Below are 26,226 nucleotides of genomic sequence, written 5' to 3' on the forward strand. Positions count from 1 at the left end.
AGCCTTAAGAGAAAATAGGGGCCGACCGGTCCTAAACCGATCGGCCCCATCACTTCGACCTCGAGCCTCTACTCGAGCGTACGCATGTATGCAGAGATGGAATGATTCTTTAATCCCCGTCCCAGAAAAATCATTTAGCGACGGGCGCGGAGCTTTTCGTAGCCGTCGGCGAAGAAGGTGACCATAGCAGCGTCCGCCTCGGCGGCATCGGTATCGTCGGCGGGAACCACGCCGTGCTCGTCGCTCACCAGGAACAGCGCGCCCTTAAGCTGCGCGGGAATGTCTACGCGCGTGACCGGGATGCCCTTGGTCTGGGCCAGCTGCTCGATGAGCGTCGCCGTGCCGCACAGAAACTCGTCCGCCGGCGCCACAAAGGCGAGCTCGCCGTTGTTGACAGCGGCGAGCAGCTCGGGCGCCACGCCGGTTTCGTCGGCCTCGGAGCGGGCCTCGGCGGAGCGGGCACGCAGCGCCTTGGCCGACGTATCGGCGAGCGGCTCGTACTCCCCCACCGTCATGGCGGCGTTGCCGTTAACGTCGATCACCAGCATGAGCACGCCGTCGCGTGCGGTGTAATCGCCCTCGGCAAGCGACCACTCAACGTGCTGTTTGGCCCAGCTGAGCATGTTATGGGTAAGCGGCTCGCCCTGCACCAGGCGCTCGGACAGCGCACGAATGTGGCGGTTGAGCATGGGCACCTTTTTGTTGGACATGCGCCAGCGGCAGATAAGCGCGGGCTTGTCGAGCGTGAACTTCTCGACCGCCTCCTGATTGGCGCAAAAGTCCTCGTACGCACGCTGATCCTCGGCATTGCCAAACAGCTCGGCATCATCAATCTGGGGCATGGTTGTACCTTTCGTGTTAGTCATTCCGTCCTCTTATACCAAAAAGACGGCCCTCCAAACGGAGCAGCCGTCTTTTGCAGAGATTATTTTGTTCCGGGGCGAAACTTAGTGCCTAAAGTGGCGGGCGCCGGTAAAGACCATAGCAATATTGTGCTCGTTGCAGGCCTGAATGCTCTCGTCATCGCGCTTGGAGCCGCCGGGCTGGATGATGCAGGTCACGCCGTGCGCGGCAAGCACGTCGACGTTGTCGCGGAACGGGAAGAATGCGTCGCTTGCGCAGGCAAAGCCGCCCTTCTCCACGCCCTCACGCTCGCAGAAGTCCTCGGCACGCTCGCAGGCCAGCAGTGCGGAGTCAACGCGGTTGGGCTGACCGGGGCCCATGCCAATGCCGGCCTTGCCCTTGGAGACCAGGATGGCGTTAGACTTGACGCCCTTGCAGACCTTCCAGGCAAACTCGAGCTCGGCCATCTCGGCGTCGGTGGGCTTGCGGTCGGTGGGGAACGTAAAGGTCGCGGGATCCTCGGTCACGTGGTCGACTTCCTGCACCAGCATGCCGCCGTCGATGGAGCGCAGCTCCACCTGGGCGCCGTGGTCCACGCCGCCGGTGGCCAGCACGCGCAGGTTGGGGCGCTTGACCATGCGCTCGAGCGCCTCGGCAGTGTAGCTCGGGGCGATGATAACCTCGACGAACTGCTTGTTCTGATCGGCAAAGTGCTCGACCAGCTCATAAGGAACCTCGCGGTTGCAGGCGATGATGCCGCCAAAGGCGCTCTTGGGATCGCAGGCGAAGGCGCGGTCGTAAGCAGACGTAATGTCCTCGGCAACGGCGGAGCCGCAGGGGTTCTGGTGCTTGAGAATCACGCAGGCCGGCTCGTCGAACTCGCGGACCAGGTTCCAAGCGGCGTCGGCATCCAGATAGTTGTTGTAGCTGAGCGGCTTGCCCTGGATCTGCTCGGAGCCAACGAGCGGGAACTGCGAGCTCGCGGTGTTCTCGCAGCCCTCGGCAAAGCGGTAGACCGTAGCCTTCTGCTGAGGATTCTCGCCATAGCGCAGGTCGTCGACCTTCTCCAACGAAATCTCGAGCTTGGCAGAGGTATCCGCCACGTCGCTTGCCTGGGCGGCAAGCCAACGGGAGATAGCCGTGTCGTAGGCGGCGGTGGTCTGGTAGACCTTCACCTGCAGGCGACGACGGGTGGAAAGCGTGGTGCAGCCACCGGTCTCGTGCATCTCGGCCAGGACGGCATCATAGTCGGCCGGGTCGGAAATGACGGTAACGCTCGTAGCGTTCTTGGCGGCAGAGCGCAGCATGGAGGGGCCACCGATGTCGATGTGCTCGATGGCGTCCGCGAAGGTGACCTCGGGGTTGGCGACGGTCTTCTCAAACTCATACAGGTTAACGACGACCAGGTCGATCAGCTTAATGCCGTGCTGAGCGGCCTCCTGCATGTGCTGCTCGGAATCGCGGCGGGCCAGCAGCGCGCCGTGGACCTTGGGGTGCAGGGTCTTAACGCGGCCGTCCATCATCTCGGGATAGCCCGTGAACTCCTCGATGGGGGTTACGGGAACGCCCGCGTCCTCGATGGCACGAGCCGTGCCGCCCGTAGAGATGATCTCGACGCCAAAGTCATCGACCAGCGTCCGTGCGAAATCGACGACGCCCGTCTTATCGGTAACCGAGATCAACGCGCGTGCGATCTTCACATCAGATCCCATGCAGTCCTCCTGTCTGGTACGCCGCCGTGCTCTGTGAGTCGGTGATACGTCGATCTGCAGCGCTCGCGCAGCGGCATTGAAAATACTGATTCAATGTAGCGCATCGAGCGCATCGATGCACCCCGCAACGGGCGCATGTGCAGAAAAAGTTTGCGAGCGGAGGGGATGGGCGCAGCACCGGGCACGGTGAGTTCATGGAACACAGGGGCACCATAATTTGATGCCAATGGCGTGGTAGAACTGTGCTCGATATGCATCCGCAAAAGAAAGAGGCACCATGGTCTCGCGGGTTCTCTACCGACCGTTTGATACCGAAGACTTCGACGCCATCGCGCTGATTCTGCAGCAGCTTTGGCATAACAATTCGGATAACGATGAGTACAACCGCCTCGAGGCCGCGTGCGACCTCGCCTACTGCCTTTCGTCGTCGACGTTTTCACAGGTTGCGGTGATTGACGGCGAGGCGCGCGGCATTGCACTTGCACGCGCAGGACAGAACTCCAGCGTCACTATCAACGAGCATTGGATGGATACCGAACGCGCGTTGCTGTCGCAGATGCGTGAGCTGGAGCCTGATGCCTGCGCCGAATATCTCTCGTTTGTGCGCGCAACCATCCGAACCAACAACCGCCTGCTCGAGAGCAGCCCGTTGCCGCACGACAACGAGGTCACGCTGCTTGCCGTGGATCGCGATGTCCATGGCCTGGGCGTTGGCACGGTTCTGCTCGATGCCGCGGTCTCGCACCTGTCCTCGCTTGGAGCGACGAGGGCGCACCTGTACACCGACTCCAACTGCTCGTGGAAGTTCTACGAGCTGCACGGCTTTAAGCGCACGGCCACGCACCGTGCCAACCGCGAAGAGCGCCGTCACGACATGCCGCGCGAAAGCTTCCTCTACGAACTCGACCTAACAGCCTAAACCTGGCAGTTAGGGACGTTCCTTTTATGCCGGCACCCCGGGACACTCCTTGGCAGCAACCACACCTAGTCGTTGGGGACGTTCTTAAATGACTAGTCGTTGGGGACAGTCTTGATCAAAACGGCCGCCGAAGCCCTCGTTGGCATCGCCCTATAGGGGGTCTGCAAATAGCTGTGGTCAAAAAACATCAAAAATGAGTACTGTTACCTTTTTAGTAGCAGCGCAATTCGGCTTTTTCGGGTCTCTTAGGCGTCTCGGCGCGTCGGATGAACTAACGTATCTCCCCAAATGTACAATAAAATGGACTCCTAACGAGAAATAATATCGTTAGGAGTCCATTATTTAGTACAAACAAATGTGACAATCTAGGCAACAGTACTCATATTTGGCATTTTTTGCCCACTGCCCCTTGCGCGAAGGTCCGCAGCGGAAAGTATGGCCCGTTTCGATGCACAAAAATGGGATGAATCTTCCCTGGCAACCGCCCAGAAAGATCCACCCCAAAGCAAGCGCTCGCTAGAACGTTCCGCCGCCGCCTCCGCCGACGCCTCCGCCTCCGCCGCCCGAGAAGCCACCGCCTCCGCCACCGCTCGAGCTATCGGAACTCGAAGCCAGCTCGCGGATGGTCTCGTGGTACACGTCGTTGAACGAATCGAGCGGAGACTCGTTGCCGTAGTGATGGTAATACCACCAGTAGCAGGGGTAGTTGTCGTAGAAATCGTCGCTGTTGCGCAGGTCCGCAGGCACGGCCTCGGCCAGCTGTCGCAGCACTTCTTTCGAAACGCCCAGGGCAACGCCCATCACCAGCAGCTTGTTCCACAAGATCAGATCGCTGGGGACGGCCTCCTTCAGGCGCGTAAAATCCTCGAGCCAATGCTTGAGCGCCTTGCAGCGAGCCGCCACCTCGGCGCCCTCCGACGTGTAACGGCGGAAGGTGCAGCTCAGGACAAAGCCCACAATCGTGACGGGGATCGAGATCATAGCGGCACCGACGTTGGCGTCCGCAAAGTCGGTATAGAACAGAGAGCCCAAAATGCCAAAGACAATGATGATGCCGAGAACCAAGCCGGCAACCAGGGCGACGGTGCCGTCCGAGGCGATAAGCTCGCGCGCCTCCAGCTTGCCCTTAACTGTGCTCTGATAGTCCTCGAGCTTGTCGCCAACAGATGTGGTGCGCTCGCTAGCGTACTCCTCCAGCTCGCTAAACGTGCGCGAACGGACTCCGTCCTTATCGGGCTTAACGCCGGCGAAGAAGACCTTGAGCACATCGCGATCGATGCCGTCCTTCTTGGCAGCCTTCCAGGCCTCGTCGGTCACTGTGATGCGATACGTCTGCTCCTCTTTTTCGCGACGGAGCAGACCCTTCTTCTTGGTCTCGGTCGCTTCTTCCAGCTTGATCACGCGGTCGTCGGTCAGCTTCATCAGCGTGGCGATATATGCCTGATCGGGCACGTCGTTCCAGCTCATAAGAGTTGCAAGCACCGCGGGATGATCAGCGGAGGGTACATCGCGGAAGTACTCGTCCTGGAAGAGCGGCTTGGGCTTGGGCCTGCGCAGCTTGAGCATCACGATCACGCCGGTATAGGCAACCGCCACGACAACACACGCCACGGCAATCGCGCTGGCAACCGCACGCGCGTGCTCACGGCGGGCGTTAGCTTCGTCGGCCCATTCCTTCTCTTCGCTCAGGATCGTTGACATGCGCTCTTCGCCCGAAGCGGCAAGCTGCGGCACCCAGTCGCTAGGGAAGGCGATGCGTGCCTCGGCGAATTCGCCCTGATGCACGCAGGGAATGGTATAGGTGACCATGGGTTCGTCCGCATCGAGCGATACATCGCCCGTCAGCGGGCCGTGGCCCCATGCGCGGAAGTTATCGCCCTTGACGGCCGCCGTCCCGGCAGCGGCATTTGCGAAGTACACTTCCATCTCGACATCGTCGGAGTCCGCGGACCAGCCGTCGCCCACAAACTTCCAGTAGAGCTCGGCAGTATCGGCCCAGTTCATGACCGCACCGGTCATGGTGTAGCTCACGTAATAGATCGCGCTGTCGCCGCTCTCGTGGGGGCTGAACACCTTAATCCTTACGCCGTCACCGGCCTGCTCGACCGTGTAGACGCCAGAATCGCCCTTGTTCGCGCTATCGACTTTGTTAAACGCGGTGTCCTCTTCCTCGACACTCAGCACGTCAACGTCCGCCGTGCCGCCCTGCTGGTTGGTGCCCGCATTGATCTCCCAAAACACGCCGTTGATGTCGTCGTCGAAATCAAACTGGCGTCCCTCGACAACGGTCAGCGAGCCATCGGCCTCGACCGTAGCACTGATGTAGGTTTGGGTCATGGAATAACCGTCGGCGTGTGCGGCGGCGGGCAGTAGCAGCAATGCAAGCGCGACGAGTGCGCAGACGGAAGCAAATCGCGCAAACAGGCGGCGCTGCCGGCTGACTTTGGCGGCGAGGGCGTTCATAGGCACATCCTTTGTCTGTGGTACCAACAGCGTTATTGTCCCACGTTTGCGAGCGTACGACACGACCGTCTAGGCAAGCGGGGCGTCAATTGGGACAAAAGTCACGCCCGCGCCCGGCACCTAGAAAATGATCTATTGGAGACGGAGGAAAACGGGTCATTGAGTTGAACCGACGGACAGCAACAAATTTGTCGTTTGGGACGCTCTTTGGCCGAGTCCCGCTCCGGCAATAGATACCACTTCATAGCTCCATCACAGGTGTAGTGGCTTTGTGTGGGCGCGGCACGCGTTGATTGAGCCGCCAACCGAGGGGCATAAAGCAGTTGAGCGAAAACGGTTTGCCCCTTTGCCGTTCGCTTGAGGATCATGTCCCCCTTTTCCGCGGAGACCCCGGCAGTTGCGAAGAGCTGCCGGGGTTTCTGTCGTTTGAGGGGTTGGCTGGCGGGCGCGATCGAGCTGTCGAGCCGGTGGTCCGGCACGCGCAACGCGCGGCCACGGCAACTTGCAGGCCACGGCAGCGTCTCCCCCACCGCACCCCGCGCTATACTCGTCCGCATGGATATCAACGCACGCAACATAGCAACACACGCCGCGGACGTACCAGCAACGGCAGCGCCCACCCCCGTCGTGGGCCGCTTTGCCCCGTCGCCCTCGGGCCGCATGCACTTGGGCAACGTGTTCAGCTGCCTGTGCGCATGGCTTTCGGCCCGCAGCCAGGGCGGCAGCATCGTATTGCGTATCGAGGACCTGGACGATCGCTGTAAGCGCCCGGAACTTGCCGCTCAACTGATTGACGACCTGGCCTGGCTAGGGCTTGAGTGGGACGAAGGCCCCTACTACCAGCACGATCGCCTCGACCTGTACGAGGACGCCCTGCGCCGGCTGCAAGACGTCGGCCTCACCTATCCCTGCTTTTGCACGCGCGCCGAGCTCCACGCCGCGAGCGCGCCGCACGCGAGCGACGGCACGCCCATCTACCGCGGCGCCTGCCGAGGCCTTTCTGCCGAAGAGGTTGCCCGCCGCAGCATCCTGCGCGCTCCGGCCACGCGCCTGCGCGTGCCCGTCGTCGACGACCTCGCAGACGATGTGATCGAATTCGTGGACCGCACGTATGGTGCCCAATGCGAGGCGCTCGCCACCGAGTGCGGCGACTTTTTGGTGCGCCGCAGCGATGGTGTTTTTGCCTATCAGCTGGCCGTGGTGGTCGACGACGCTGCCATGGGCGTCACCGAGGTCGTGCGCGGATGTGACCTGCTTGGTTCCACGCCCCGCCAAATCTACCTGCAGCATCTACTGGGACTGCCCACGCCGCACTACGCGCACATCCCGCTGCTCATGTCACCGGACGGACGCCGCCTTTCCAAGCGCGACCGCGATCTGGACCTGGGCGAACTCCGCGCTCGCTTTGGCACGCCCGAGGCGCTGCTGGGCTGGCTCGCCGGGCAAACAGGCATCGCGCCGGACACCACGCCGCGCTCTGCCGAGCAGCTGGTCGAGCACTTTAGCTGGGACGTCATCCGTGCGCACCGGGAAAACATCACTTTAACGGCTGAGTAGCCAAATACGCCCCGCCCCCTCGTCCCCCTTCAACGAGGACATAATTCTGTGTCTTGTTATGTACGGAATAATTCCGTACAATTATGCAAAGGAGGTTTTTGCCATGCCAACGATTGAGAAACAACGCCGTATGGATCTAAGGTTGACCGAACGTCAACGCCTTACTTACGAGCGCGCCGCGGCCTTACGTGGCCAAACTCTCACCCAATGGGCCACAGCTCACCTTGACGAGAGCTCCGCACGTGATATCGCCGAGGCGTCAACAACCTATCTTTCTCCTGATGGTTTCGATGCATTTTGCGAAATGCTCGATTCCCCCATGCCCCAAGCCGCAAAAGCGCTGCTTGACCGTAAAGCGGTTTGGGAATGAGCACATTTACCAAGCCCGTTCAACTCCCCGTTGGCCAAGGCATCGAGGCTTTCCACTGCGGAAATACTCTTGTAGACGGATGGGCTAAAAACAGATCAGCCTCGGCGCGAAGAAGAGGATCAGCAGTTATATACGCATCGTATTGCGACGGCGCAGTCGCTGGGTTTTATACGTTGTGCACGCACTCCGTGGCTCGCGAAAATGTTGATGGAGGATGGTTCTTGCGAAACTCCCCCTCCCAAGTCCCCACAGTGCTGCTTGGAATGATGGGGGTCGATGAGAAGTTCAAGGGGCTTGGTCTTGGAGCTTCACTGCTCAAAGATGCCATCGAGAACGCCTTGAAAATATCTGCCCTAGCAGGAGCGCGAGCATTGGTTGTCGATCCAGTAGATGATGAGGCGGCAGCATTCTATGAACATTTTGGCTTCGCCACCTTACCCGGCACCAACCGAATGGCGCTGAAACTCTAGATCGTCGGGCGACATCTCCTCCAGCTCCCAGCATGCCTTAAGTTACCCTACAGATATTGATTACTACTGAAATGTAGGGTAACTACCCAAGGCATCGTATGAAGCGCTCGCTATGCCCGCCCCTACGCAACATCCCAGGGCTGGAGCTCGTCGCCCAGGCGAACGATGCAGTCGTAGAGCACGGTATGGCGCTCGGCAGGGTTGGCATCCCGATGAATATGCCCGTAGTACCAGCGCTTGTAATCCAAGCGGTCTTCCAGCTCATCGAAAAATGCCGTAAGCCGATCAACGGCGGGGTAATTCCAGCCGGGTGCCGGATAAAGCGTGGGCGAAAGCATGCGCGTGGAGCAGGTGTGGGTGATCACGTAGTCGACCTTCCAGCCCACGCTGTCGAGCTTTGCCCGCGCCTCCTCAAAGTTGCGCTCGTCCGGAAGCTCCTGCGGCCACCAGCTGGAATACGGAATGCGATATTCCTTGTCCACGCTCGTGGCGCCGCCCATGGTAAAGATCATTGAGTCATCGAGCTCGAAAGTCTCGCCACGCGTCAGGCGCCGTATGGGAGAGGTATCCGACAGGCGCTGCGTCAGCCCGCCGTGCCACAACTCCATGGGGCGCTCCGACCAGTGATCGAAACGCTCGTGGTTGCCGTCGACAAACAGCAACGTATAGGGGCGCGACTCCAGCCAAGCGATATCGGCGCATTCCTCGGCAGAGAAATCCCACGGAAAGCCAAAGTCGCCCGCGATGATGAGATAGTCGTCACTCGTCAGACCATCCCCAAGATCCCAGTCGCGAAGCTTTTGCATGTCGACGCCGCCGTGAATATCGCCCGTCACATAGACCGTCATCGGATCACCACTTCCCTGCAAGTCGCTAGCCCACATCCTGCACGATTACTAAGCTAACCGTTCCAGCCCTTCCATCCCTTAGGGCTTACCCCTCGTTCTTCCATCCAAACGGGTCAAGCACCCAAAAAACCAGATCAAGCACGCCGCCAGTCATCATGGCGCCGGCAAGGGCCATGCAAACGTGCAGGGAACTGGTACTTCGGAGCACGTCGAATGGCCCCAGAACAGCCAGCAGCGCGACCGCTGCGCCGGCTACGCACAGCGCGAGGCACGGTCCCGCGTCCTTGGCGCACTTCTTTGCGAGATGCTTGGTGTTGTCACTCATCAATATCGAACTCCTTAGAGGGTCATTGTTCAGACGCATGCCGCCGCGGCAGAGCGGGGCGGCAGGGTAAGTGTCACATGCCGTGCGGACATCAATGGAGAAACCGCCTGCTCGACCAACCTTTGACGCCGTTTTGCACCGGCACCCCATCCCCCCGCTATCGAGGTCTAATACTTTTCCCGAGAAGTGAACGGCTGTTTTTGAACCCCTGAAACATCCGCATTTTTCGGCGGCAAAATCGCAGGATTTCAGCGCCGAAACCGCAGGAAGCGGCACCTTTAAAGTGTCGATGCTTCGGGGGTCCGTTTTAGCTCGTTCACTTCTCGGAAAAGTATTAGACCTTGCTGCTAGCTACCCAGAAGGACACCTCTCCCTTCCCCACCGCCACCCAAAAACTCATCCAACATTAATCTTGGCTCAAGAATCGCTTAATCTATAACCTGCACTATAGAGTTCGACCAAGGGCGGGGCGGCGCCGCGCAGGCCGCCGAACGCAACGCTCGCGCCCGGGCAAATCGCCCGGCGTCGCATCCATCGAACGAAAGGACAGGTCATGGACGACCTCGAAAAAGTTGAAACCATCCGCACCAAGTGCAACGTGAACTACACCGATGCCAAGGCCGCGCTCGACGCCGCCGACGGCAACGTTTTGGACGCCATCATTTGGCTCGAGTCGCAGGGCAAGACCCAGACCACGTCGGCGCACGCCGCCACCGAGTCCGCGCCAGTCGATGAGCCCTCGGCCGAGATGGTCGCCGCGCAGGCCGCCTACGAAAAGTCGAGCGAAAAGACCGACTTCTCCAAGAAAATGGACAGCGTGTGGGAGTACCTCAAAAAGCTCTTCCGTCTGAGCCTGGACACCAAGTTTATCGCCACGCGCCGCGATGCGATCATCCTCAACATCCCCATCCTGATCCCCATCGTCGCGCTGTTTGCCTGGGGTGCCACGATATGGCTGATGCTGATTGGCCTGTTCTTTGGCATGCGCTACCGCATCGACAGCGACGGCGACGTACCCGGCAGCATCAACAACCTTATGAATCACGCTGCCGATGCCGCAGACGACATCAAGCAAAATCTCAACGACGACAAGTAATCGCAGACGGGGGCACGCATGGCACGGATCCTGATCGTAGAGGACGAGGAGAAAATCGCCCGCTTTGTGACGCTCGAGCTGGAGCACGAGGGCTACCAGGTGGAGCACGCCGCCGACGGCCGCACCGCCGTGGACCTGGCACTGGAGCGCGACTACGATCTGATTCTGCTCGATGTACTGCTGCCGCAACTCAACGGCATGGAGGTCCTGCGGCGCGTCCGCAAGCACAAGGATGTGCCGGTGATTATGGTCACCGCGCGCGATGCCGTGATGGACAAGGTGGCCGGGCTCGATGCCGGCGCCGACGATTACCTGACCAAGCCATTTGCGATTGAGGAGCTGTTCGCACGGATTCGCGTGGCGCTGAAGCGCTCGGAGGCCGCATGGACGGCTTCGGGCGTTAGCGGCGCCGGTGCTGGGGCGGGCACGGCAGGCGGCGCGGGTGTCGGACCCACTGCGATACCCCCGGTCAGCGACTCGACCCAGGCTTCTGCCTCTCCCTCCTCCGCCACGCTCGCCGTGGGCTCGGTCGCGCTCAATCTCGACCGCCGCGAAGTCATGGTCGGCGGCTCGCCCATCGCGCTCACGGCCCGCGAGTTCGACGTCCTCGCCCTGCTTATGGCGTATGCCGAGACCGTGCTCACGCGCGAGCGCATCGCGCACGAAGCGCTGGGCTACGAATACGTGGGCGACACCAACAACGTCGACGTACACATCGCGCACCTGCGTGCCAAGATCGAGGACGCCGGTGGTACCCGCATCATCCAGACTGTGCGCGGGGTGGGCTATGTCTGCCGCGCGTAACGCCGAGGCCAAGCGCGTCACCTCCATCGCCCGCGCCATCAACTGGAGCTATATGTGGCGCCGCTTGATGAGCTACGTCTGGCTCGATCTGTTGCTGTTGGTTATTGCGGCGGCGATCCTCGTCTATGGATACAACCAGACGCTGCCCAACGGCGCGTTTACCGCAGGATGGATCCCCAGCGCCACCGTTCGCGGCATGTCGCTGACGCCCGCGCGCGGCTGGGACCTGACAACGCTCACCTATACCGTCGAGCTTGCGCGTACCAGCAAGACCTTCCCCCTCGCGCAGGACCTCGTCACGCTATGGCCTCTCTACCTTGTCGTTGTGGGTTGGCAGGTCATCGGCGTGCTCAACATGCTCGGCGGCGCCCGCCGCGTGCGCCGCACTATGGCACCGCTCAACGACCTGGCCCTGCGCGTAGACGAACTCGGTCGCATGCAACTCGCCGGCGGCAAGATGGAAACACTGGAGCAGGCCATCGAGCGCGCAAGCGTCGACTCGCCGAGCGTCACCACCGGCGACGCCGACCTGGCAAGCATCGAGGTCGCGCTCAACCGACTGCTGCGCCAGATGCAAGAGGCCAAGCTGCAGCAGATGCGCTTTGTCAACGATGCAAGCCACGAGCTGCGCACGCCCATCGCGGTGATTCAGGGCTACGTAAACATGCTCGACCGCTGGGGCAAAGACGACCCGGACGTGCTGGCGGAGTCCATCGCCTCGCTCAAGGCCGAAAGCGAACACATGCAGGAGCTCGTGGAACAGCTGCTGTTTTTGGCACGCGGCGATGCCGGGCGCACGGTCCTGCGGCGCGCGAATACCAACCTGGCCGCACTGGTCGGCGAGGTATGCGAGGAATCGCAGATGATCGACGCCGCGCACACGTATCGGCTGGCGTACGACACCACGCTTGCCGGCGACCCGCGCTGCGACGCGTCCGTCGACGTGGCGCTCGTGAAGCAGGCTCTGCGCGTGATCGTGCAAAACGCCGCCAAGTACTCGGATGCGGGAACGACCATCACATTTGGCGTAGCGCCGGATGCGGGCGCGGGCACGATCGACATAAGCGTTGAGGACGAGGGTATCGGCATGAACCAGGAATCCGCGGCTCACGCGTTTGAACGGTTCTACCGCGCCGACAACGCACGCGATGCCGGCGCGCAGGGCTCGGGTCTGGGGCTTGCCATTGCCAAGTGGATCGTCGACAGCCACGGCGGCGTCATCGGCGTGACCTCGGTCGAGGGCGTCGGCAGCCGCTTTACGATTCGCCTGCCGCGGTAGGAAGCCCCTCGGCATAAATAAAGGGATAGGACCACGCGGCCCTATCCCTTTTTGCTAGCTATGGTAGCTTGTGCACTACTCGCGGCACAGATGCACGGCGAAGCCGGCGAACTCGCGCTTAAAGTACACGAGCTTGGTGCCGCCGTCGGGCAGCAGCACGCGCGACTCCTCGTTGACCTCGAGCCCGCGCTCGGCAAACCACTTCTCGGCCGCATCGATGTCGTTGACGGCAAAGCCAATGTGGCCCTTGGCGCCACGACCGTTCTGCTTCATGATCTCGACCAGCGAATCGTTAAAGTACGAAACGGGGGTCTCGATAACGGGCAGGCCCATCATCGTCGAGAACAGCTCCGCAATCTCCAAGGCATCTGCCGGGTCGGTGGCGTTAATGCCCACATGGGCAACGCGCATGCCAAAGAGCTCGACCGGATTGGCGCTCTGCTCATTCATACAGGCAGCGCCTACTGAGCCATAACGTCAAGGACGGCCTTCTCGGCAGCAACGCGGTTCATGCCGGTCATGAAGGGCACGCCGCTCACGTACGGGCAGGTGAGGCCCTCGGGGGCAACGGTGGTGGCGATCAGCAGGTCGGCGCCCTCGTCGCAAGCGTCCTTGGCCTCAGAGATGGCGCACTGCACGATCTCATACTTGCCGGCATAACCATTGGCGTCGAGCATGGTAGCGACCTTCTGGGCAACGAGCGTGGAAGTAGCAGCGCCAGCACCGCAAGCCAAAACGATCTTCTTCATAGGTAATATCTCCCTTCATGGTTTACTTTAGGTAAGTGTACCGCAGCGAGCGATGGCACTCAGCCTCGATGAGCTTTTATGCTAGTTTGCTTGCGCGCTGCGTATAATACATCTAGTACGTGTTGTCATACCGCTTGTTTTACGAGCGACTAAGGACCCTAATATGCCCGATTCCCGCACACTCTGGACCGCCGTCGTTATCATCTGCATCGCCGTGTCGGTGTTCTTTAGCGTCAAAAAACGCACCACGTTTAAGCGCCTGCAGCAGCTTATGGCTGCCAAGAAGTGGGACGAGTTCGATCGTTTGCTCGACGGCAAACTCACCAGCATGCTGTACCCACGCTACAACCGCGACTACCTGCGCCTGAACTCCTATCTGCTGCGCGAGGACCACGAGCGTGCCAGCGAGATGTTCGACCTGCTGCTGGGGCTCAACCTCCCCAAGATGCAGCGCGTCGACCTGGTGATCAAAGCCTTTAACTACTATGTTGGCCAAGAGGACCGCAAAAAGTCCAAAGAGCTGTTGCACGAGATCAAGGGCTTTGAGGGCGGTCAGGCCGAGGCAGTTGCGCACGAATGCCAACTGATGTACGACACGATGATCCTCAAGCGCCACAACGACATTCCCGAGCTGGAGCGCATGCTCGAGGATGTCGGCGACGATAAGGTTAAGGGTTGCCGCTTGGAGTACCTGTTGGCCCTACAGTACAAGAACAAAGGCGACGAGGCCAAGTTTGCCGAGTACTTGGAAAAGTCGGGCCGGCACTCGATGGCTGTCAACGCGTAACGGGCGGCTTGTGCTAGACTTCTAGTCTCACGGGGGCGTGGCGGAATTGGCATACGCAGGAGACTTAAAATCTCTCGCCGCAAGGATTGTGGGTTCGAGTCCCACCGCCCCTACCATGTATTGTCTACGAGCCCGTGTCCCTTTGGGATGCGGGCTTGCTTCTTTTGGGCGCCGGTGGGGCTCGAACCCGCGAGGGGGCGAGCGTCAAGCGGACGCGCAGCGTCCGCAGCGAGCCGGCGAGGGCGCCGGCAGGCGGCCGAAGCCGGTGCGGATTTGCGCAGCAAATACGCGGACGTCCCACCGCCCCTACCATATGGAGCTTTCGAGCCCGTGTCCCCAAGGGATGCGGGCTCGTTTCTTTTAGATGCCGGCGGGGCTCTAAGTTGCGGTGGAATAGATCCTGTTTATACCGTTTACCAGCTTATTTAGGAACTATTTCACCGCAACTCAGAGGAAGACGGTTAAAGAGCACTCAGACTCGGGGTCCAGGCGATGGTGGGAGTCGCGCCGTCGAGAGTTTCGTTGATGGTGGCGGCCATGCCGGCGAGTAGGCTGTTCTCGCTTACGGTGAGCGTCTTGTAACCGCCAGCTCGCATGAGCTCGCGAATTACCACGGCGCCAGCGAGAATCACGCCCGCGCGTTTGGACTGCACGCCTGGCAACGCGGCAATGCCTGCAACATCCAGCGCAGACATATGATCGATAGCGTCCGAGATCTGCTCCATCGAAAGCTCGCGCAGGTGCACAAAGTTCGAGTCGTACGGCTCCAGTTCGTGGACCAGCGCCACGAGCGTGGTGACGGTACCGCCCACCGCAACGAGGCGCTCAGCACGCTCAAAGTCACTGGGTAGGCCTTCAAAATAGGCGGAGAACTGCTCGCCCGCCCACGCGGCGGCAGCCGCAAGCTCGTTCGTCGACGGCGGCAGCGCAGAGAAAAACCGCTCGGTCACGCGCCGGCAACCGATGTCCAGCGAGCGCGTTCCCTCCAGCGCAAAGACCCCGCGCTCCGGAGCGTATACGCCCGTCGCGAGCTCCGTGGAGCCGCCGCCCGAATCGGCGACGATAATGCGTTCACCGGCAAAGTCGTGCGCCACGCCAAAAAACGTCAGGCGCGCCTCGACCTCGCCCGGAATCACCTGCGGTTCGAGCCCCAGCCCGCGCAGGCCGTCCAGCAGCAGCGCGGCGTTGGACGCATCGCGCGCGGCACTCGTGCAGGTGGTACAGACGCACGCGGCTCCAAAGGCGCGCGCCTCATCCACAAACATGTGACACGCATCGAGCACACGCTCGACAGCCGCCTCGCAAAAGCGCCCCGTCGCGTCCACGCCTTCACCCAAGTCGGTAATCTCGGTATGCTTGGACGATTCCACAATCGCCCCGCCCTCGACCTGGGCCAACACCAGTCGCGACGACACCGTTCCCAGGTCGATCGCGGCCACCTTATAGCGTTTGCAATTTGTCATTGCGGGCTCCCCTCCGGGCGCTATTTGCCGTTGGACACGACCGTCTGGCCCTCGACGCCGTTAAATCCAAACAGCATGTCGAGCGCTTGGATGTACCACGGCGCGTCCTTACCGACTTCTTCGATTTCCTTGGCAACTTCGCTGGCCTTCTTGGCGTTCGACGACTTCTGGCTCGACAAGGCATCCGAATCGCCGTCCAGGCCCTGCACTTCAATCCTCTTCTCGCCGGGCATCACCAAGCCCAGGTCCTCGGATGCCGCATCCTTGATACCCTCCTCCGAGAGCAGCTTGTCGACGCTTTTTTGCAGCCCATCATTGTATTGCTGGCGAATCTCGACCTGCTTAGCCAAGATATCGCTCGAACGCTTTGCCACGTACAGGTCGCGCACGGGGAAATACAGGCTCACGAGCACCAGGGCAACGACGATGCCGATGAATAGCCCTCGCTGAGGACCGTGGGTAAAGTCGTAGATCGCCTTGACCACCGCGTTGTCGTTGGCGTAGTGCATAAAGTCCGAGCCCGAAAGACGGTTCGAGGGCCTGCTCGATTTGTCGTGTGCCTGAGTCGAGGGACGCGATGCATGCGACGAACGTGCCGGGCGCACCGGTCCATCTGCCGAAGTATTCACTTGAGCACTGGGGCGCGAGGTACTTGTCGGGCGCTGCGTGGAGCGGTCGGCGCCGGCGTAGGCGGACCCACCGAGCTGCACCGTGCGCGCACGGCGAGGCGACGGCTCACGCGAACCGGCGGAATAGTACCTGTTGTCGTAAATCTGATCCATGTGCGCCTTGTGCGGTTGAGGTTTGTTTGCGCTAAGTATTCTAGTTATAGCACGAGCGCGCGCACCACCTTCGGCAGCCTTTGCTCGACATAAAAAAGGCGCTGAGCCATATGGCCCAGCGCCCACAGCGCTTTGCGGCGTCCAGCCAAGGCGGGGCGGAGCCGAGTCAGCCTCCCCCTCGCCAAATTCGCCCGTTTAGCGAATGTTGTAGAACGCGGCCTTGCCGGCGTAGCGCGCGCTGCCCTCGAGCTCGTCCTCGATGCGGATGAGCTGGTTGTACTTGGCGATACGGTCGCTGCGGCACGGGGCGCCCGACTTGATCTGGCCGGCGTTGACGCCCACGACCAGGTCGGCGATCGTGGAGTCCTCGGTCTCGCCGGAGCGGTGGCTCACGATGCAGGCGTAACCGGCCTCCTTGGCGGTCTCGATGGCCTCGAGCGACTCGGTGAGCGTACCGATCTGGTTGACCTTGACCAGGATCGCGTTGGCGGCGCCCAGCTCAATGCCCTTCTTGAGGCGCTCGGTGTTGGTGACGAACAGGTCGTCGCCTACGAGCTGCACCTTATTGCCAATGCGGCGGGTAAGCTCGACCCAGCCGTCCCAGTCCTCCTCGGCCATGCCGTCCTCGATGGAGATGATGGGATAGGTGTCGACGAGCTTCTCCCAGTAATCAACCATCTGGGCACTCGTGTACTCCACGCCCTCGCCCTTGAGCTCGTACATGCCGGTCTCGGCGTTGTAGAACTCGGTCGAGGCCGGGTCCATGGCGTACATGAAGTCGACGCCGGGCTTAAAGCCGGCCTTCTCGACGGCCTTGGTGATGTACTCGAACGGCTCGGCATTGGTCTTAAGGTTGGGTGCAAAGCCGCCCTCGTCGCCCACGCCGCCGCCCAGGCCGGCCTCGTGCAGCACGCCCTTGAGGGTGTGGTAGACCTCGGCGCACCAACGCAGGCCCTCGGCAAAGCTCGGGGCGCCCACCGGCATGATCATGAACTCCTGGAAGTCGACGTTATTGTCGGCATGCACGCCGCCGTTGAGGATGTTCATCATAGGTGTGGGCAGCAGATGAGCGTTGACGCCGCCCAGGTACTGGTACAGCGACAGGCCCGCCGACTCGGCGGCGGCGCGGGCAACGGCCAGCGACACGCCCAGGATGGCGTTGGCACCGAGCTTGGTCTTGTTGGGGGTACCGTCCGCGGCAATCAGCGCGGCATCGACGGCGCGCTGGTCGAAGGCGTCGAGGCCCACGACGGCGTTAGCGCACTCGTTGTTGACGTGCTCGACGGCCTGCGAAACGCCCTTGCCCAGGTAGCGGCCCTTGTCGCCATCGCGTAGCTCGCAGGCCTCAAAGGCGCCGGTCGAAGCACCCGAAGGCACCATTGCGCGGCCAAAGCTGCCGTCCTCGAGTACGACCTCGACCTCGACGGTGGGATTGCCGCGGCTGTCGAGTACCTCGCGACCGTAGACGTCCAAAATATCGCTCATGTTGTCTCCCTCTCACTTGGAAACGTAGTGGATGCAAGCGACCGGCTGACCGTGCACCATCGGTGCGCCTCCGTAAGTTAGCCATGTCGCACTTTTTGCATTATGCCCTAAGTTAGCCGAGGGATACACTTGATTTTCGAAAAATTTAGCGGGAACGATGAGGCGTGTCAGCCCGTCGTTCCCGCAGTCTTACTCCTCCGCCTTTGCGGCATCCCACAGGTCGTTGAGGCCGTGGGTCGAAAGCTCGGCAAGATCAACGTGGGCATCGGACGCCATCTGCTCCATCGCGGCCCAGCGACGGCGGAACTTTGCCGTGCTGGCGCGCAGGGCACTCTCGGCGTCGATCCCCTCTTTGCGCGCGACGTTGACCAAGGCAAAGAGCAGGTCGCCAAACTCCATTTCGCGCTCGGGCGAGCCAGGGGCCTCGGCCTCAAACTCGGCACGTTCCTCGGCGACCTCGTCCCACACGTCCTGGACCGTCTCCCACTCAAAGCCCACGGCAGTCGCCTTGCGCGACACCTTCTGAGCCTGCATCAGCGCCGGCAGATGCGTGGGCACGCCGTCGAGCAGGCCCTCGGGCGCGGCCTCGCCCGCCGCCACGGCCTTGTCCTTGGCGGCTTTCTCGGCAAGCTTGACCTCGTCCCAAATCTTGAGTACCTCGTCGGAGCTGTCGGCATCTACATCGCCAAACACGTGCGGGTGGCGACGGATGAGCTTGGCATTGATATCGCGCGCCACGTCGGCCAGCGTAAACTCGCCGGCGTCCGCCGCGATCTGCGCGTGCAGCGCCACCTGCATGAGCACGTCACCCAGCTCCTCGCGCAGGTGAACCGCGTCGTCCGCCTCGATGCAGTCGAGCGCCTCGTAGGCCTCCTCGATCATGTTCTTGCCAATGCTGCGGTGCGTCTGCTCACGGTCCCACGGGCAGCCATCGGGCTGACGCAGACGCCAGATGGTCTGCACCAGATGCTGCAGCTCGGCCGACGCGTCTACCAGCGTGGACAGATCGCGCGAGCCCTCGGCATTTTGCTGAGCCATATGCTGCGCCATGGTTATTCCTCCTCCAGGATCACGTGGCGGAACGCACCGCCCTCGTAGATGCCGTAGCTGTGCGTGCCGTCCTTGGGGATGCTCACGCTGCCGGGGTTGAAAAGCCACAGGCCCGGGTGCGCCTCGCTTGCCTCGTTAACCTTGATGTGCGTGTGACCGTAGACGAGCGCGGAGCCCTCGGGCAGCGCGGGCGCGTGGTCGACGCTGTTGTGCATGCCGGCGCCAAAAACGTGGCCGTGCGTCAGGAACAGCTCGCGGCCGGTCTCGTCGAACAGCGTGGCGTAGTCCGCCATGACCGGGAAGTCGAGCACCATCTGGTCGACCTCGGCATCACAGTTGCCGCGCACCGCGATGATTCGGTCAGCCAGGGCGTTGAGCAGCGGAATCACGCGCTTGGGGGCGTAGTCGCGCGGCAGGTCGTTACGCGGACCGTGGTAGAGCAGGTCACCCAGCAGGACGATGCGGTCGGGCTGCTCGGACTCGATGGCGGTGACCAGGCGCTCGGTCCAGTATGCCGAGCCGTGGATGTCGGAGGCGATGAGGTATTTCATGGTGGTCCTTTCGGTGAGGTTGATGGGGTGGGTGTGGCGCGTCGTTGGCCTGTGTCACTCAAATCGCAGTGCCGCGCTCTGAGCCGTCTGCATCACGCGCTGGAGCGGCACGTTGTGCTCGTGGGCGAGACGGGCACAGTCCTCGTACTCGGGCGCCGCACGCTCGCTGCCGTCGGGCAGGGTGGCCACCTTGACGAACACCTCGCCCCAAGGCGTCGCCACCTGCTCAAAGCGACGTGGCAGGCAAACACGCTCCATGACCTGGCGACGAATGCCGTTGGTCGTGGTTTCCAAAAAGATAATCGTCTGCAGGCGCTCGATATCCTCATGCGAGCAAATCACCTGCAGCTGCCAGCCGGGGCGGCCTTTCTTGCAATAGAGGGGCAGCCAGTGTACCTCGCGGGCGCCTGCCCCGCGCAGACGGTCGGCGGCGTAGGCGAGCACCTCGGGCGACGCATCGTCGATGTCGCATTCCAGCTTGACGATGGTCTCGGGCGCATCGGTCTCGCGAGACAGCGGAGATTTGCTATCGCATGGCATACGGTCCGGCTCCTTTCCGCACGGGCTCGTTTTGTTCATCCAAACGCTAGCACATCGCGGGCGGCGCAGGGGCGGCGTCATGGGATAGGTGCGACTTTTGCTGGGCGCAAGTGCTGGCGCGCTCCAACGCCGGCCCGCTCCATTCAAACGTGTACGTCAGCCTCCAAACATGTCATTTTTTGCAGCTTTTGGAGGCTGACGTACACGTTTTGAGACAGGGCCGATGTCGTGCGGCAGCTCTTGCGCGCCGCCTCGCCCTTTCCAGTCGGTTTCGACTTGCAGTGCTCCCGGCGCGCCAGGGGTCGCGCCGTTACAATGGAGCGGATTCGCTTGACGCAAAGGAGCCGCCATGTCTGCTTGCCCGCTGGTCGATTGCCATACCCACACCTCGTTTTCGGACGGGCATGCCTCGTTTGAGGACAACGTTCGCGCCGCTGCTGCGGCCAGCTGCCGCGTCATGGTCTCGACCGACCATCTCACCCTGCCCGCCAGCATGGACGCCAACTGCGAAGTGCAGGTTGTCGAGGGCGACCTGCCGGCACATCGTCTGGCCTTTGAGGACGCCCGCAAACTCGCCGCGCAGATTGCGCCGGAGCTCGAGCTTATCTATGGCTTTGAATGCGATTGGTACGAGGGCTGCGAGCCTTTGGTCGAGCGCTGGTCCCGAGGCGCCGTCGTGCGCCTGGGCAGTGTGCATTGGATTGGTAACCCAGGCGATATTGCGGCAGGTGCTGCGGGCACGGCGGGGACGGAGGACGTCGCTCGTCCCGATACGCCCGATTCGCGCTGCGGCTGGATCGACGATGACGCCAATCTGCATGTTTGGGAAAACTTAGGCGTGCGCGGCGTGTGGGAGCGCTATGTCGATGACTGGTGCCGCGCCTGCGAGAGCCCGCTCAACTTTGATGTGATGGCTCACCCCGACCTGGTCATGCGCTTTTCGAAGGAAGGCTTTGCGCCCGATTTTGACCCCGCACCGTTTTGGCAGCAGATGGCCGAGTGCGCGCACGATACGGGCCGCCGCGTTGAGGTCTCGACCGCCGCACCGCGCAAGGGGCTCGACGACTACTACCCCGCAACCGGTCTTTTGCGCTGCTTTGCCCATGCCGAGGTGCCGATCACTTTTGGCTCGGACGCGCACCGCGCCTGTGATATCTGCTGGATCATCCGCGAGGCCCAGGCCCACGCCTACGACTGCGGTTATCGAACCTTCGACATCCCCCACCTCACCGGAGAATGGGAGTCCACGCCCCTCGCCTAACTAGTCGTTTAAGAACGTCCCCAATGACCAGTGGCGGCGGGCGTTGAGTTCGCCGGCTAGCTCGTCGAGGGTGATACCGTAGCGCTCGAGCGTCACGAGCAGGTGGTAGATCAGGTCGCCGACCTCGTAGCGGATGTGATCGTGATCGTTATCCTTGCAGGCCATGATCACCTCGCTCGCCTCCTCGGCAAGCTTCTTGAGCAGCTCATCCTCCACGTCGGTCAGCAGACGCGCGGTATAGCTCTCCTGCGGCGATGCATCACGACGGCCGTGAATCACCTCGGCCAGACCCGTCAGCGTCTCACCGATATTTCCATCCTGAACATTCGCGGTGCGCACACCCATGGTTCAATCCTTTCTGGTTGGCCAAGCGCCTAGTCGAGCGCCCGCCCTACGCGAGTTTCTTAAAGAAGCAGGTACGGTTGCCGGTATGGCAGGCCGGACCCGGCGAGTCGACCTTGACCAGCAGCGTATCGTTATCGCAGTCGGCCCAAAGCTCCTTGACCTCCTGCATGTTGCCGCTCGTCGCGCCCTTGTTCCAGAGCTCCTGACGGCTGCGGCTCCAAAACCACGTGGTGCCGGTCTTAAGCGTCAGCCCCACCGATTCCTCGTTCATCCAAGCAACCATAAGCACCTCACCGGTGTCATACTGCTGAACCACACAAGGAATCAGCCCCTTGGCGTCGTATGTAAGCTTTGAAGGATCGGTTATCTCTTCCATTTCTCTTCTCAATTCAAACATCGCAGGTCGGCGAGGGTTGTCCAGGTGCCCGAGATTCCGAGCGACAAGCCCGACGACGCGTACTTAAGTACGCGAGGAGGGTTGGAGCCGGAAGGTCGGGTGCCTGGGCAAGCCGCAGCGCTAGAAGTCCAACCTGACAGGGATGCCTTGAGAGGCCATATACTCTTTGACTTCGCGAATGCTGAAGGTTCCAAAGTGAAAGACGCTGGCCGCCAGCACGGCATCGGCCTCGCCCTCGATCACGCCCTCGGCAAAATGCTCGAGCGTTCCCACACCGCCGCTCGCGATCACCGGAATCGGCACCGCGCGCGCCACGGCGCGGGTGAGCGCCAGGTCAAAGCCGGCCTTGGTGCCGTCGCGATCCATACTGGTGAGCAAGATCTCGCCGGCGCCGCGACGAGCCGCCTCCTCGGCCCACGCCACCGCGTCGATGCCCGTGGCGTTGCGGCCGCCCGCCGTGAAGACCTCCCACTTGTCGGCACCAGATGCGCCGGGCAAACCGACGCGCTTGGCATCAATCGCCACGACCACGGCCTGGCTACCAAACGCCGCGGCAGCCTTGCTAATCAGCGACGGGTCGCGCACGGCGGCAGAGTTGAGCGACACCTTGTCAGCACCGGCTGCAACCATGGTGCGCATGCCCGCCAGGTCGCGAAAGCCGCCGCCCACGGTATAGGGAATGGCGAGCTCCTCGGCCGCGTGCGCCGCCATCTCGATGGTCGTCGCGCGGTTGTCGCTCGTCGCGGTAATGTCCAGGAAGACGACCTCGTCCGCGCCCTCGCGGTCGTAGGCACGTGCCAGCTCCACCGGGTCGCCCGCATCGCGCAGGCTCACAAAGTTGACGCCCTTGACCACACGGCCGTCCTTGACGTCCAAGCAGGGAATCACGCGTTTGGCAAGCATGGGCTACTCCTCCCCTCGGACGGCGTCCAGCGCCTGGGTCAGCGTAAAGTTGCCCTCGTAGAGTGCGCGACCGGTAATGGCACCTTCAATCGCGCCCTCACCCACTGCGGCCAGCGCACGGATGTCGCCGAGCGTCGAGATGCCGCCCGATGCCACGACGGGAAAGCCCGCGACCTCGGCCACATGGCGATACGCCGCCACATCGATGCCCGTCTGCATGCCATCGCGCGCAATGTCGGTATACACCAGATGCTTAAAGCCCAGCTCGGAAAGCTGCGCCACGGCATCGTCGAGCGCCACGTCCGCGCCGTCGCGCCAGCCGTTCACCTTGACCTGGCCGTCGCGCGCGGCAATATCTGCCACCAACAGCTCGCCAAAGCCTTGGGCCGCCACCTCGGCAAAACCCGGCTCGGTCACGAGCACCGTGCCCAGTGCGATGCGGCGCGCACCGTAGCCGGCCAACTCGTCGATGCGCGCGAGCGAGCGGACGCCGCCGCCCGCGTCCACGGACAGACCGTCGACGCCGCAGATGGCCTTGATCGCCGCCGAATTGGCAGCGCATGTGTCCTCATCCTCGCCAAAGGCAGAGGACAAATCGACGACGTGCACCCAGCTCGCGCCCTGCTCGGCAAACGAGCAGGCGACTGCCACGGGGTCGTTGGAATATACCTTGCAGCGGCTGCGGTCGCCGCGCTCCAGGCGCACGACCTTGCCGCCGATCAAATCGATTGCGGGAAACAGGATCATCGGCCAGCCTCCTCGACGATGTTGACGAAGTTCTTAAGGATGCGCTGACCCAGCGCGGAGGATTTCTCGGGATGGAACTGGCAGCCCCACGCGTTGCCATGGCGCACGATGCACGGGAAGCTCCGCGTATAGTGCGTGCGCGCCAGCACATCGGCGGCATTGGCATCGTCGGCCACCGCGTAGCTGTGGGTGAAGTACATGTTGGCACCCTCGGCAAAACCGACAAGCAGCGGATCGACCGCACCGGCGGGCGTCATGTGCACCTGGTCCCAGCCCACGTGCGGCACCTTCAGGCGGCTCGACTCCAGGCGCGTGCACGAACCGCGCATAATACCCAGGCCATCGACCCAAGGACCGCCAGCCTGCTCGGAGGCGTTGCCGTCGGCGACCGCGCCCTCGTCCGCAGGCACGCCCTCGTTGCCGCGCTCAAAAAATAGCTGAAGGCCCAGGCAGATGCCGAGCAGCGGAGTTCCGGCGGCGACGGCATCGAGCACCGCGTCTGCCTCGCCGCTCTGGCGCATAAAGGCGATCGCATCATAGAACGCGCCCACGCCCGGGATGACCAGGCCGTCGGCGCTGCGGATCTGCTCCGGATCGTCCGACGTGCAGGCGGCGGCACCGGCGCGCGCAAGCCCACGCGCAACGCTAGACAAGTTGCCCTTGTGGTAGTCGACCACCACGATCTTCGGTTCGCCCACGCGACCCTCCTTTTCCCCATTCAAAACCACCACAAAGGGGACAGGCACCTTCGTGGTGGTTTTTGCCTTTGTGGCGGTTACAGCGAGCCCTTGGTGCTGGGGATGCCCTGCACGCGGGGATCGAACTCGCAGGCGCGGCGCATCGTGCGGCCCACGGCCTTAAAGGCGGCCTCGATAATGTGATGCGAGTTACCGCCCGCCAGCTCACGCACGTGCAGCGTGAGCTTGGCGTCGCGCGCAAAGGCATAGAAGAACTCGACGGCCAGCTCGGTATCAAAGGTGCCCACGCGCTCGGTCGGTACGGGCAACTCGCAGTAGGCCTGCCCGCGGCCCGAGATATCCACGGCGGCCATCACGAGCGTCTCGTCCATGGCGATCGTCGCGTCGGCAAAGCGCGTAATACCCGCTTTATCGCCCAGCGCCTGGCAAAACGCCTCGCCCAGCACAATGCCCGTGTCCTCGACGGTATGGTGTGCGTCGACCTCCACGTCGCCCGCCGCGTGTACCGTCAAATCGAACAGACCATGGCGACCAAAGGCGTTGAGCATATGGTCGAAAAACGGCACGCCGGTCGAGATATCGCACACGCCGCTCCCGTCCAGGTCGAGCTTAACGACAATGTCGGTCTCCCCCGTCTTGCGGGTCACCTCGGCATAACGGCCCATCTACATTTCCTCCTTCACCAGCGCGACAAACGCAGCCAGCACCTCGTCGTTTTCCTGCGGGGTGCCCACGGTAATGCGCAGACAATCCGCGAGCCCCGGCGCGTAGCTAAAGTCGCGCACCAAAATCGAATACTCGTCGCGCAGGCGCTCGCGCACGCGCGTGGCATGCGGCGTGCGCACGAGCACAAAGTTCGCCGCGCTCGGCCATGCCTCCACGGGCAGGCCCTCGGCAGCCATTGCGCGCAGGGCGGCCAGCTCGCGCTCGCGCTCGGATGCAACCTGTGCCACCACGGGCGCATACGCATCGCGAGCGCGCACGCAGGCGAGCGCGGCGGCCTGGCTCAGCACATTGACCGAATAGATCTGGCGAATCGCAGCGAACACATCGATGACCTCGGGCGCGGCGATCACATAGCCCAGACGCGTGCCGGCGGCGCCAAACGCCTTGGACAGCGTATGCAGAATCACCAGGTTGGGATGCTCGGCGATAAGTCCCTGCGCCGTGGTGGCCGCGCCAAACGAATCGTCGGCAAACTCAACGTAGGCCTCGTCGACCATCACCATGCCGGGGCACGCATCGCACAAGGCCGCGACAAAGTCGAGCGGTGCCACGTCACCCGTGGGATTGTTAGGCGAGGTCACGATCGCCAGGTTGCACTCGGGCGCGGCCGCGAACATAGCCGCCTGGTCGAGCTCAAAGGTCGCCGGGTCGCGCCACACATCGCGCACTTCAGTCTGGCAGAGCGACGCAAAGAACGCATACTCGCTAAAGCACGGCGGGCAGTTGAGCAGGGTCCGCCCCGCGCCGCCAAACGCCAGCAGGTAGTTATAGAGCAGCTCGTCACCGCCGTTACCCACGCAGACGTTCTCGCGCGCCACACCATGCCAAGCGGCCAGCTCGTCGCGCAGGTCACAGGACATGGGATCGGGGTAGCGGTTGAGCGGCGTGACAGCCAGGGCGGCGTCGACCGCCTCGCGCACGCCGGCCGGCACGGGATAGGTGTTCTCGTTGGCCGAAAGATTGATGCGCGTGGGCGTAAAGTTGGGATCGTAGGGCTCAATACCGGCCAAGTAAGGCTGGACGAGCTCCTTCATGCGCGGCGTGAGTTCGGCCATG

29 protein-coding genes and 1 tRNA gene are annotated in these 26,226 nt (G+C 62.2%); 10 read left to right on the top strand and 20 right to left on the bottom strand.

What is annotated here, in order from left to right; genetic code table 11:
* Positions 1-134: 134 nt before the first annotated feature.
* Together ABCP74_RS05700 and purH are read right to left on the bottom strand one after the other, a co-directional pair.
* Positions 135-842, bottom strand: coding sequence for a hypothetical protein (locus ABCP74_RS05700; protein ID WP_343001157.1), 708 nt, complete (start codon positions 840-842; stop codon positions 135-137).
* A gap of 105 nt (positions 843-947) precedes the next feature.
* Positions 948-2,555, bottom strand: a complete 1,608-nt coding sequence (gene purH, locus ABCP74_RS05705) for a bifunctional phosphoribosylaminoimidazolecarboxamide formyltransferase/IMP cyclohydrolase (protein WP_343001158.1) — start codon at positions 2,553-2,555, stop codon at positions 948-950.
* Positions 2,556-2,832: 277 nt separating this feature from the next.
* Here purH and ABCP74_RS05710 point away from each other — a divergent pair, with 277 nt between their 5' ends.
* Positions 2,833-3,474, top strand: a complete 642-nt coding sequence (locus ABCP74_RS05710) for a GNAT family N-acetyltransferase (protein WP_343001159.1) — start codon at positions 2,833-2,835, stop codon at positions 3,472-3,474.
* A 516-nt stretch (positions 3,475-3,990) separates the two neighbouring features.
* On the opposite strand, the gene ABCP74_RS05715 is transcribed toward ABCP74_RS05710, so the two are convergent.
* On the bottom strand, positions 3,991-5,937 hold the full coding sequence (locus ABCP74_RS05715; RefSeq protein WP_343001160.1) for a DUF2207 family protein: 1,947 nt from the start codon (positions 5,935-5,937) through the stop codon (positions 3,991-3,993).
* A 555-nt stretch (positions 5,938-6,492) separates the two neighbouring features.
* On the opposite strand from ABCP74_RS05715, the gene gluQRS reads away from it, so the two are divergent.
* From gluQRS to ABCP74_RS05730, 3 genes are all read left to right on the top strand, one after another.
* The gene (gluQRS, locus tag ABCP74_RS05720; protein ID WP_343001162.1) at positions 6,493-7,494 is read left to right on the top strand and encodes a tRNA glutamyl-Q(34) synthetase GluQRS; all 1,002 of its coding nucleotides are present in this window, start codon (positions 6,493-6,495) and stop codon (positions 7,492-7,494) included.
* A 103-nt stretch (positions 7,495-7,597) separates the two neighbouring features.
* Entirely contained in the window at positions 7,598-7,864 is a 267-nt protein-coding gene (locus tag ABCP74_RS05725) for a type II toxin-antitoxin system TacA family antitoxin (RefSeq protein WP_158550249.1), read from the top strand.
* Positions 7,861-8,334 carry a GNAT family N-acetyltransferase gene (locus tag ABCP74_RS05730; RefSeq protein ID WP_343001163.1) on the top strand — a complete coding sequence of 158 codons (474 nt, stop codon included), beginning with the start codon at positions 7,861-7,863 and terminating at the stop codon, positions 8,332-8,334. The genes ABCP74_RS05725 and ABCP74_RS05730 overlap by 4 nt, the downstream gene beginning before the upstream one ends.
* 122 nt (positions 8,335-8,456) lie before the next feature.
* On the opposite strand, the gene ABCP74_RS05735 is transcribed toward ABCP74_RS05730, so the two are convergent.
* Together ABCP74_RS05735 and ABCP74_RS05740 are read right to left on the bottom strand one after the other, a co-directional pair.
* Positions 8,457-9,182: a metallophosphoesterase gene (locus tag ABCP74_RS05735; protein WP_343001164.1), complete on the bottom strand. Its 726-nt coding sequence runs from the start codon at positions 9,180-9,182 to the stop codon at positions 8,457-8,459.
* 85 nt (positions 9,183-9,267) lie between these two features.
* Complete coding sequence (locus ABCP74_RS05740) at positions 9,268-9,507, bottom strand: hypothetical protein (protein ID WP_195361829.1); 240 nt, start codon at positions 9,505-9,507, stop codon at positions 9,268-9,270.
* A gap of 553 nt (positions 9,508-10,060) precedes the next feature.
* Here ABCP74_RS05740 and ABCP74_RS05745 point away from each other — a divergent pair.
* Genes ABCP74_RS05745 through ABCP74_RS05755 form a run of 3 tightly spaced genes read left to right on the top strand, consistent with a single transcriptional unit; the run spans position 10,061 to position 12,686 of the window.
* Positions 10,061-10,603 carry a UBA domain-containing protein gene (locus ABCP74_RS05745; RefSeq protein ID WP_343001165.1) on the top strand — a complete coding sequence of 181 codons (543 nt, stop codon included), beginning with the start codon at positions 10,061-10,063 and terminating at the stop codon, positions 10,601-10,603.
* A gap of 18 nt (positions 10,604-10,621) precedes the next feature.
* The gene (locus ABCP74_RS05750) at positions 10,622-11,407 is read left to right on the top strand and encodes a response regulator transcription factor (protein WP_343001166.1); all 786 of its coding nucleotides are present in this window, start codon (positions 10,622-10,624) and stop codon (positions 11,405-11,407) included.
* Positions 11,391-12,686 carry a sensor histidine kinase gene (locus ABCP74_RS05755; protein WP_343001167.1) on the top strand — a complete coding sequence of 432 codons (1,296 nt, stop codon included), beginning with the start codon at positions 11,391-11,393 and terminating at the stop codon, positions 12,684-12,686. The genes ABCP74_RS05750 and ABCP74_RS05755 overlap by 17 nt, the downstream gene beginning before the upstream one ends.
* Positions 12,687-12,761: 75 nt before the next feature.
* Here ABCP74_RS05755 and ABCP74_RS05760 read toward each other — a convergent pair whose 3' ends face one another.
* Together ABCP74_RS05760 and ABCP74_RS05765 are read right to left on the bottom strand one after the other, a co-directional pair.
* Complete coding sequence (locus tag ABCP74_RS05760) at positions 12,762-13,136, bottom strand: VOC family protein (protein WP_343001168.1); 375 nt, start codon at positions 13,134-13,136, stop codon at positions 12,762-12,764.
* An 11-nt stretch (positions 13,137-13,147) separates the two neighbouring features.
* On the bottom strand, positions 13,148-13,435 hold the full coding sequence (locus ABCP74_RS05765) for a PTS sugar transporter subunit IIB (RefSeq protein ID WP_055252380.1): 288 nt from the start codon (positions 13,433-13,435) through the stop codon (positions 13,148-13,150).
* A 163-nt stretch (positions 13,436-13,598) separates the two neighbouring features.
* On the opposite strand from ABCP74_RS05765, the gene ABCP74_RS05770 reads away from it, so the two are divergent.
* Positions 13,599-14,222, top strand: a complete 624-nt coding sequence (locus tag ABCP74_RS05770) for a hypothetical protein (protein ID WP_343001169.1) — start codon at positions 13,599-13,601, stop codon at positions 14,220-14,222.
* A gap of 31 nt (positions 14,223-14,253) precedes the next feature.
* A tRNA-Leu gene (locus ABCP74_RS05775) sits at positions 14,254-14,338 on the top strand.
* A gap of 345 nt (positions 14,339-14,683) precedes the next feature.
* On the opposite strand, the gene ABCP74_RS05780 is transcribed toward ABCP74_RS05775, so the two are convergent.
* The 6 genes from ABCP74_RS05780 to larC2 all read right to left on the bottom strand — a co-directional run bounded on the left by ABCP74_RS05780 (position 14,684) and on the right by larC2 (position 20,093).
* The gene (locus ABCP74_RS05780) at positions 14,684-15,685 is read right to left on the bottom strand and encodes a Ppx/GppA phosphatase family protein (RefSeq protein WP_343001170.1); all 1,002 of its coding nucleotides are present in this window, start codon (positions 15,683-15,685) and stop codon (positions 14,684-14,686) included.
* A 20-nt stretch (positions 15,686-15,705) separates the two neighbouring features.
* Positions 15,706-16,467, bottom strand: a complete 762-nt coding sequence (locus tag ABCP74_RS05785) for a hypothetical protein (protein WP_343001172.1) — start codon at positions 16,465-16,467, stop codon at positions 15,706-15,708.
* Positions 16,468-16,662: 195 nt separating this feature from the next.
* A complete protein-coding gene (gene eno / locus ABCP74_RS05790) occupies positions 16,663-17,952 on the bottom strand; it encodes a phosphopyruvate hydratase (protein WP_117564903.1) in 1,290 nt (429 codons plus the stop codon).
* 189 nt (positions 17,953-18,141) lie between these two features.
* Complete coding sequence (gene mazG / locus ABCP74_RS05795) at positions 18,142-19,002, bottom strand: nucleoside triphosphate pyrophosphohydrolase (protein WP_343001173.1); 861 nt, start codon at positions 19,000-19,002, stop codon at positions 18,142-18,144.
* Between the two features lie 2 nt (positions 19,003-19,004).
* Positions 19,005-19,553 carry a phosphodiesterase gene (yfcE, locus tag ABCP74_RS05800; RefSeq protein WP_343001174.1) on the bottom strand — a complete coding sequence of 183 codons (549 nt, stop codon included), beginning with the start codon at positions 19,551-19,553 and terminating at the stop codon, positions 19,005-19,007.
* 54 nt (positions 19,554-19,607) lie between these two features.
* Positions 19,608-20,093 (bottom strand): nickel pincer cofactor biosynthesis protein LarC2, encoded by a 486-nt coding sequence (larC2, locus tag ABCP74_RS05805; protein ID WP_343001175.1) that lies wholly within the window; start codon positions 20,091-20,093, stop codon positions 19,608-19,610.
* A 349-nt stretch (positions 20,094-20,442) separates the two neighbouring features.
* Between larC2 and ABCP74_RS05810 the strand changes: the two genes are divergently transcribed.
* Positions 20,443-21,354: a PHP domain-containing protein gene (locus ABCP74_RS05810; protein WP_343001176.1), complete on the top strand. Its 912-nt coding sequence runs from the start codon at positions 20,443-20,445 to the stop codon at positions 21,352-21,354.
* On the opposite strand, the gene hisE is transcribed toward ABCP74_RS05810, so the two are convergent.
* From hisE to hisC, 7 genes are all read right to left on the bottom strand, one after another.
* Positions 21,355-21,699, bottom strand: a complete 345-nt coding sequence (gene hisE, locus ABCP74_RS05815; protein ID WP_343001177.1) for a phosphoribosyl-ATP diphosphatase — start codon at positions 21,697-21,699, stop codon at positions 21,355-21,357.
* Positions 21,700-21,745: 46 nt separating this feature from the next.
* Positions 21,746-22,075 (bottom strand): phosphoribosyl-AMP cyclohydrolase, encoded by a 330-nt coding sequence (gene hisI, locus ABCP74_RS05820; RefSeq protein ID WP_152067993.1) that lies wholly within the window; start codon positions 22,073-22,075, stop codon positions 21,746-21,748.
* 141 nt (positions 22,076-22,216) lie between these two features.
* On the bottom strand, positions 22,217-22,999 hold the full coding sequence (gene hisF / locus ABCP74_RS05825) for an imidazole glycerol phosphate synthase subunit HisF (protein WP_343001178.1): 783 nt from the start codon (positions 22,997-22,999) through the stop codon (positions 22,217-22,219).
* A gap of 3 nt (positions 23,000-23,002) precedes the next feature.
* Positions 23,003-23,746, bottom strand: coding sequence for a 1-(5-phosphoribosyl)-5-[(5-phosphoribosylamino)methylideneamino]imidazole-4-carboxamide isomerase (locus tag ABCP74_RS05830; protein ID WP_343001179.1), 744 nt, complete (start codon positions 23,744-23,746; stop codon positions 23,003-23,005).
* The gene (locus ABCP74_RS05835) at positions 23,743-24,444 is read right to left on the bottom strand and encodes an imidazole glycerol phosphate synthase subunit HisH (RefSeq protein WP_343001180.1); all 702 of its coding nucleotides are present in this window, start codon (positions 24,442-24,444) and stop codon (positions 23,743-23,745) included. The genes ABCP74_RS05830 and ABCP74_RS05835 overlap by 4 nt, the downstream gene beginning before the upstream one ends.
* 77 nt (positions 24,445-24,521) lie before the next feature.
* A complete protein-coding gene (hisB, locus tag ABCP74_RS05840) occupies positions 24,522-25,109 on the bottom strand; it encodes an imidazoleglycerol-phosphate dehydratase HisB (RefSeq protein ID WP_343001181.1) in 588 nt (195 codons plus the stop codon).
* On the bottom strand, positions 25,110-26,225 hold the full coding sequence (gene hisC, locus ABCP74_RS05845; RefSeq protein ID WP_343001182.1) for a histidinol-phosphate transaminase: 1,116 nt from the start codon (positions 26,223-26,225) through the stop codon (positions 25,110-25,112).
* Between the last annotated feature and the right edge of the window lies 1 nt (position 26,226).

Source organism: Collinsella aerofaciens (assembly GCF_039062315.1).
Classification (GTDB): domain Bacteria; phylum Actinomycetota; class Coriobacteriia; order Coriobacteriales; family Coriobacteriaceae; genus Collinsella; species Collinsella aerofaciens_BG.

Coding starts and splice junctions, on each gene's coding strand:
- eno (WP_117564903.1), bottom strand. CDS start 17,952: ATGAGCGATATTTTGGACGTCTACGGTCGCGAGGTACTCGACAGCCGC.
- ABCP74_RS05750 (WP_343001166.1), top strand. CDS start 10,622: ATGGCACGGATCCTGATCGTAGAGGACGAGGAGAAAATCGCCCGCTTT.
- larC2 (WP_343001175.1), bottom strand. CDS start 20,093: ATGCCATGCGATAGCAAATCTCCGCTGTCTCGCGAGACCGATGCGCCC.
- ABCP74_RS05785 (WP_343001172.1), bottom strand. CDS start 16,467: ATGGATCAGATTTACGACAACAGGTACTATTCCGCCGGTTCGCGTGAG.
- ABCP74_RS05810 (WP_343001176.1), top strand. CDS start 20,443: ATGTCTGCTTGCCCGCTGGTCGATTGCCATACCCACACCTCGTTTTCG.
- hisF (WP_343001178.1), bottom strand. CDS start 22,999: ATGCTTGCCAAACGCGTGATTCCCTGCTTGGACGTCAAGGACGGCCGT.
- ABCP74_RS05735 (WP_343001164.1), bottom strand. CDS start 9,182: ATGACGGTCTATGTGACGGGCGATATTCACGGCGGCGTCGACATGCAA.
- hisE (WP_343001177.1), bottom strand. CDS start 21,699: ATGGGTGTGCGCACCGCGAATGTTCAGGATGGAAATATCGGTGAGACG.
- ABCP74_RS05725 (WP_158550249.1), top strand. CDS start 7,598: ATGCCAACGATTGAGAAACAACGCCGTATGGATCTAAGGTTGACCGAA.
- ABCP74_RS05740 (WP_195361829.1), bottom strand. CDS start 9,507: ATGAGTGACAACACCAAGCATCTCGCAAAGAAGTGCGCCAAGGACGCG.
- gluQRS (WP_343001162.1), top strand. CDS start 6,493: ATGGATATCAACGCACGCAACATAGCAACACACGCCGCGGACGTACCA.
- ABCP74_RS05730 (WP_343001163.1), top strand. CDS start 7,861: ATGAGCACATTTACCAAGCCCGTTCAACTCCCCGTTGGCCAAGGCATC.
- hisI (WP_152067993.1), bottom strand. CDS start 22,075: ATGGAAGAGATAACCGATCCTTCAAAGCTTACATACGACGCCAAGGGG.
- ABCP74_RS05760 (WP_343001168.1), bottom strand. CDS start 13,136: ATGAATGAGCAGAGCGCCAATCCGGTCGAGCTCTTTGGCATGCGCGTT.
- hisC (WP_343001182.1), bottom strand. CDS start 26,225: ATGGCCGAACTCACGCCGCGCATGAAGGAGCTCGTCCAGCCTTACTTG.
- ABCP74_RS05780 (WP_343001170.1), bottom strand. CDS start 15,685: ATGACAAATTGCAAACGCTATAAGGTGGCCGCGATCGACCTGGGAACG.
- ABCP74_RS05700 (WP_343001157.1), bottom strand. CDS start 842: ATGCCCCAGATTGATGATGCCGAGCTGTTTGGCAATGCCGAGGATCAG.
- ABCP74_RS05830 (WP_343001179.1), bottom strand. CDS start 23,746: ATGATCCTGTTTCCCGCAATCGATTTGATCGGCGGCAAGGTCGTGCGC.
- hisB (WP_343001181.1), bottom strand. CDS start 25,109: ATGGGCCGTTATGCCGAGGTGACCCGCAAGACGGGGGAGACCGACATT.
- purH (WP_343001158.1), bottom strand. CDS start 2,555: ATGGGATCTGATGTGAAGATCGCACGCGCGTTGATCTCGGTTACCGAT.
- ABCP74_RS05745 (WP_343001165.1), top strand. CDS start 10,061: ATGGACGACCTCGAAAAAGTTGAAACCATCCGCACCAAGTGCAACGTG.
- mazG (WP_343001173.1), bottom strand. CDS start 19,002: ATGGCGCAGCATATGGCTCAGCAAAATGCCGAGGGCTCGCGCGATCTG.
- ABCP74_RS05755 (WP_343001167.1), top strand. CDS start 11,391: ATGTCTGCCGCGCGTAACGCCGAGGCCAAGCGCGTCACCTCCATCGCC.
- ABCP74_RS05715 (WP_343001160.1), bottom strand. CDS start 5,937: ATGAACGCCCTCGCCGCCAAAGTCAGCCGGCAGCGCCGCCTGTTTGCG.
- ABCP74_RS05765 (WP_055252380.1), bottom strand. CDS start 13,435: ATGAAGAAGATCGTTTTGGCTTGCGGTGCTGGCGCTGCTACTTCCACG.
- ABCP74_RS05770 (WP_343001169.1), top strand. CDS start 13,599: ATGCCCGATTCCCGCACACTCTGGACCGCCGTCGTTATCATCTGCATC.
- ABCP74_RS05710 (WP_343001159.1), top strand. CDS start 2,833: ATGGTCTCGCGGGTTCTCTACCGACCGTTTGATACCGAAGACTTCGAC.
- yfcE (WP_343001174.1), bottom strand. CDS start 19,553: ATGAAATACCTCATCGCCTCCGACATCCACGGCTCGGCATACTGGACC.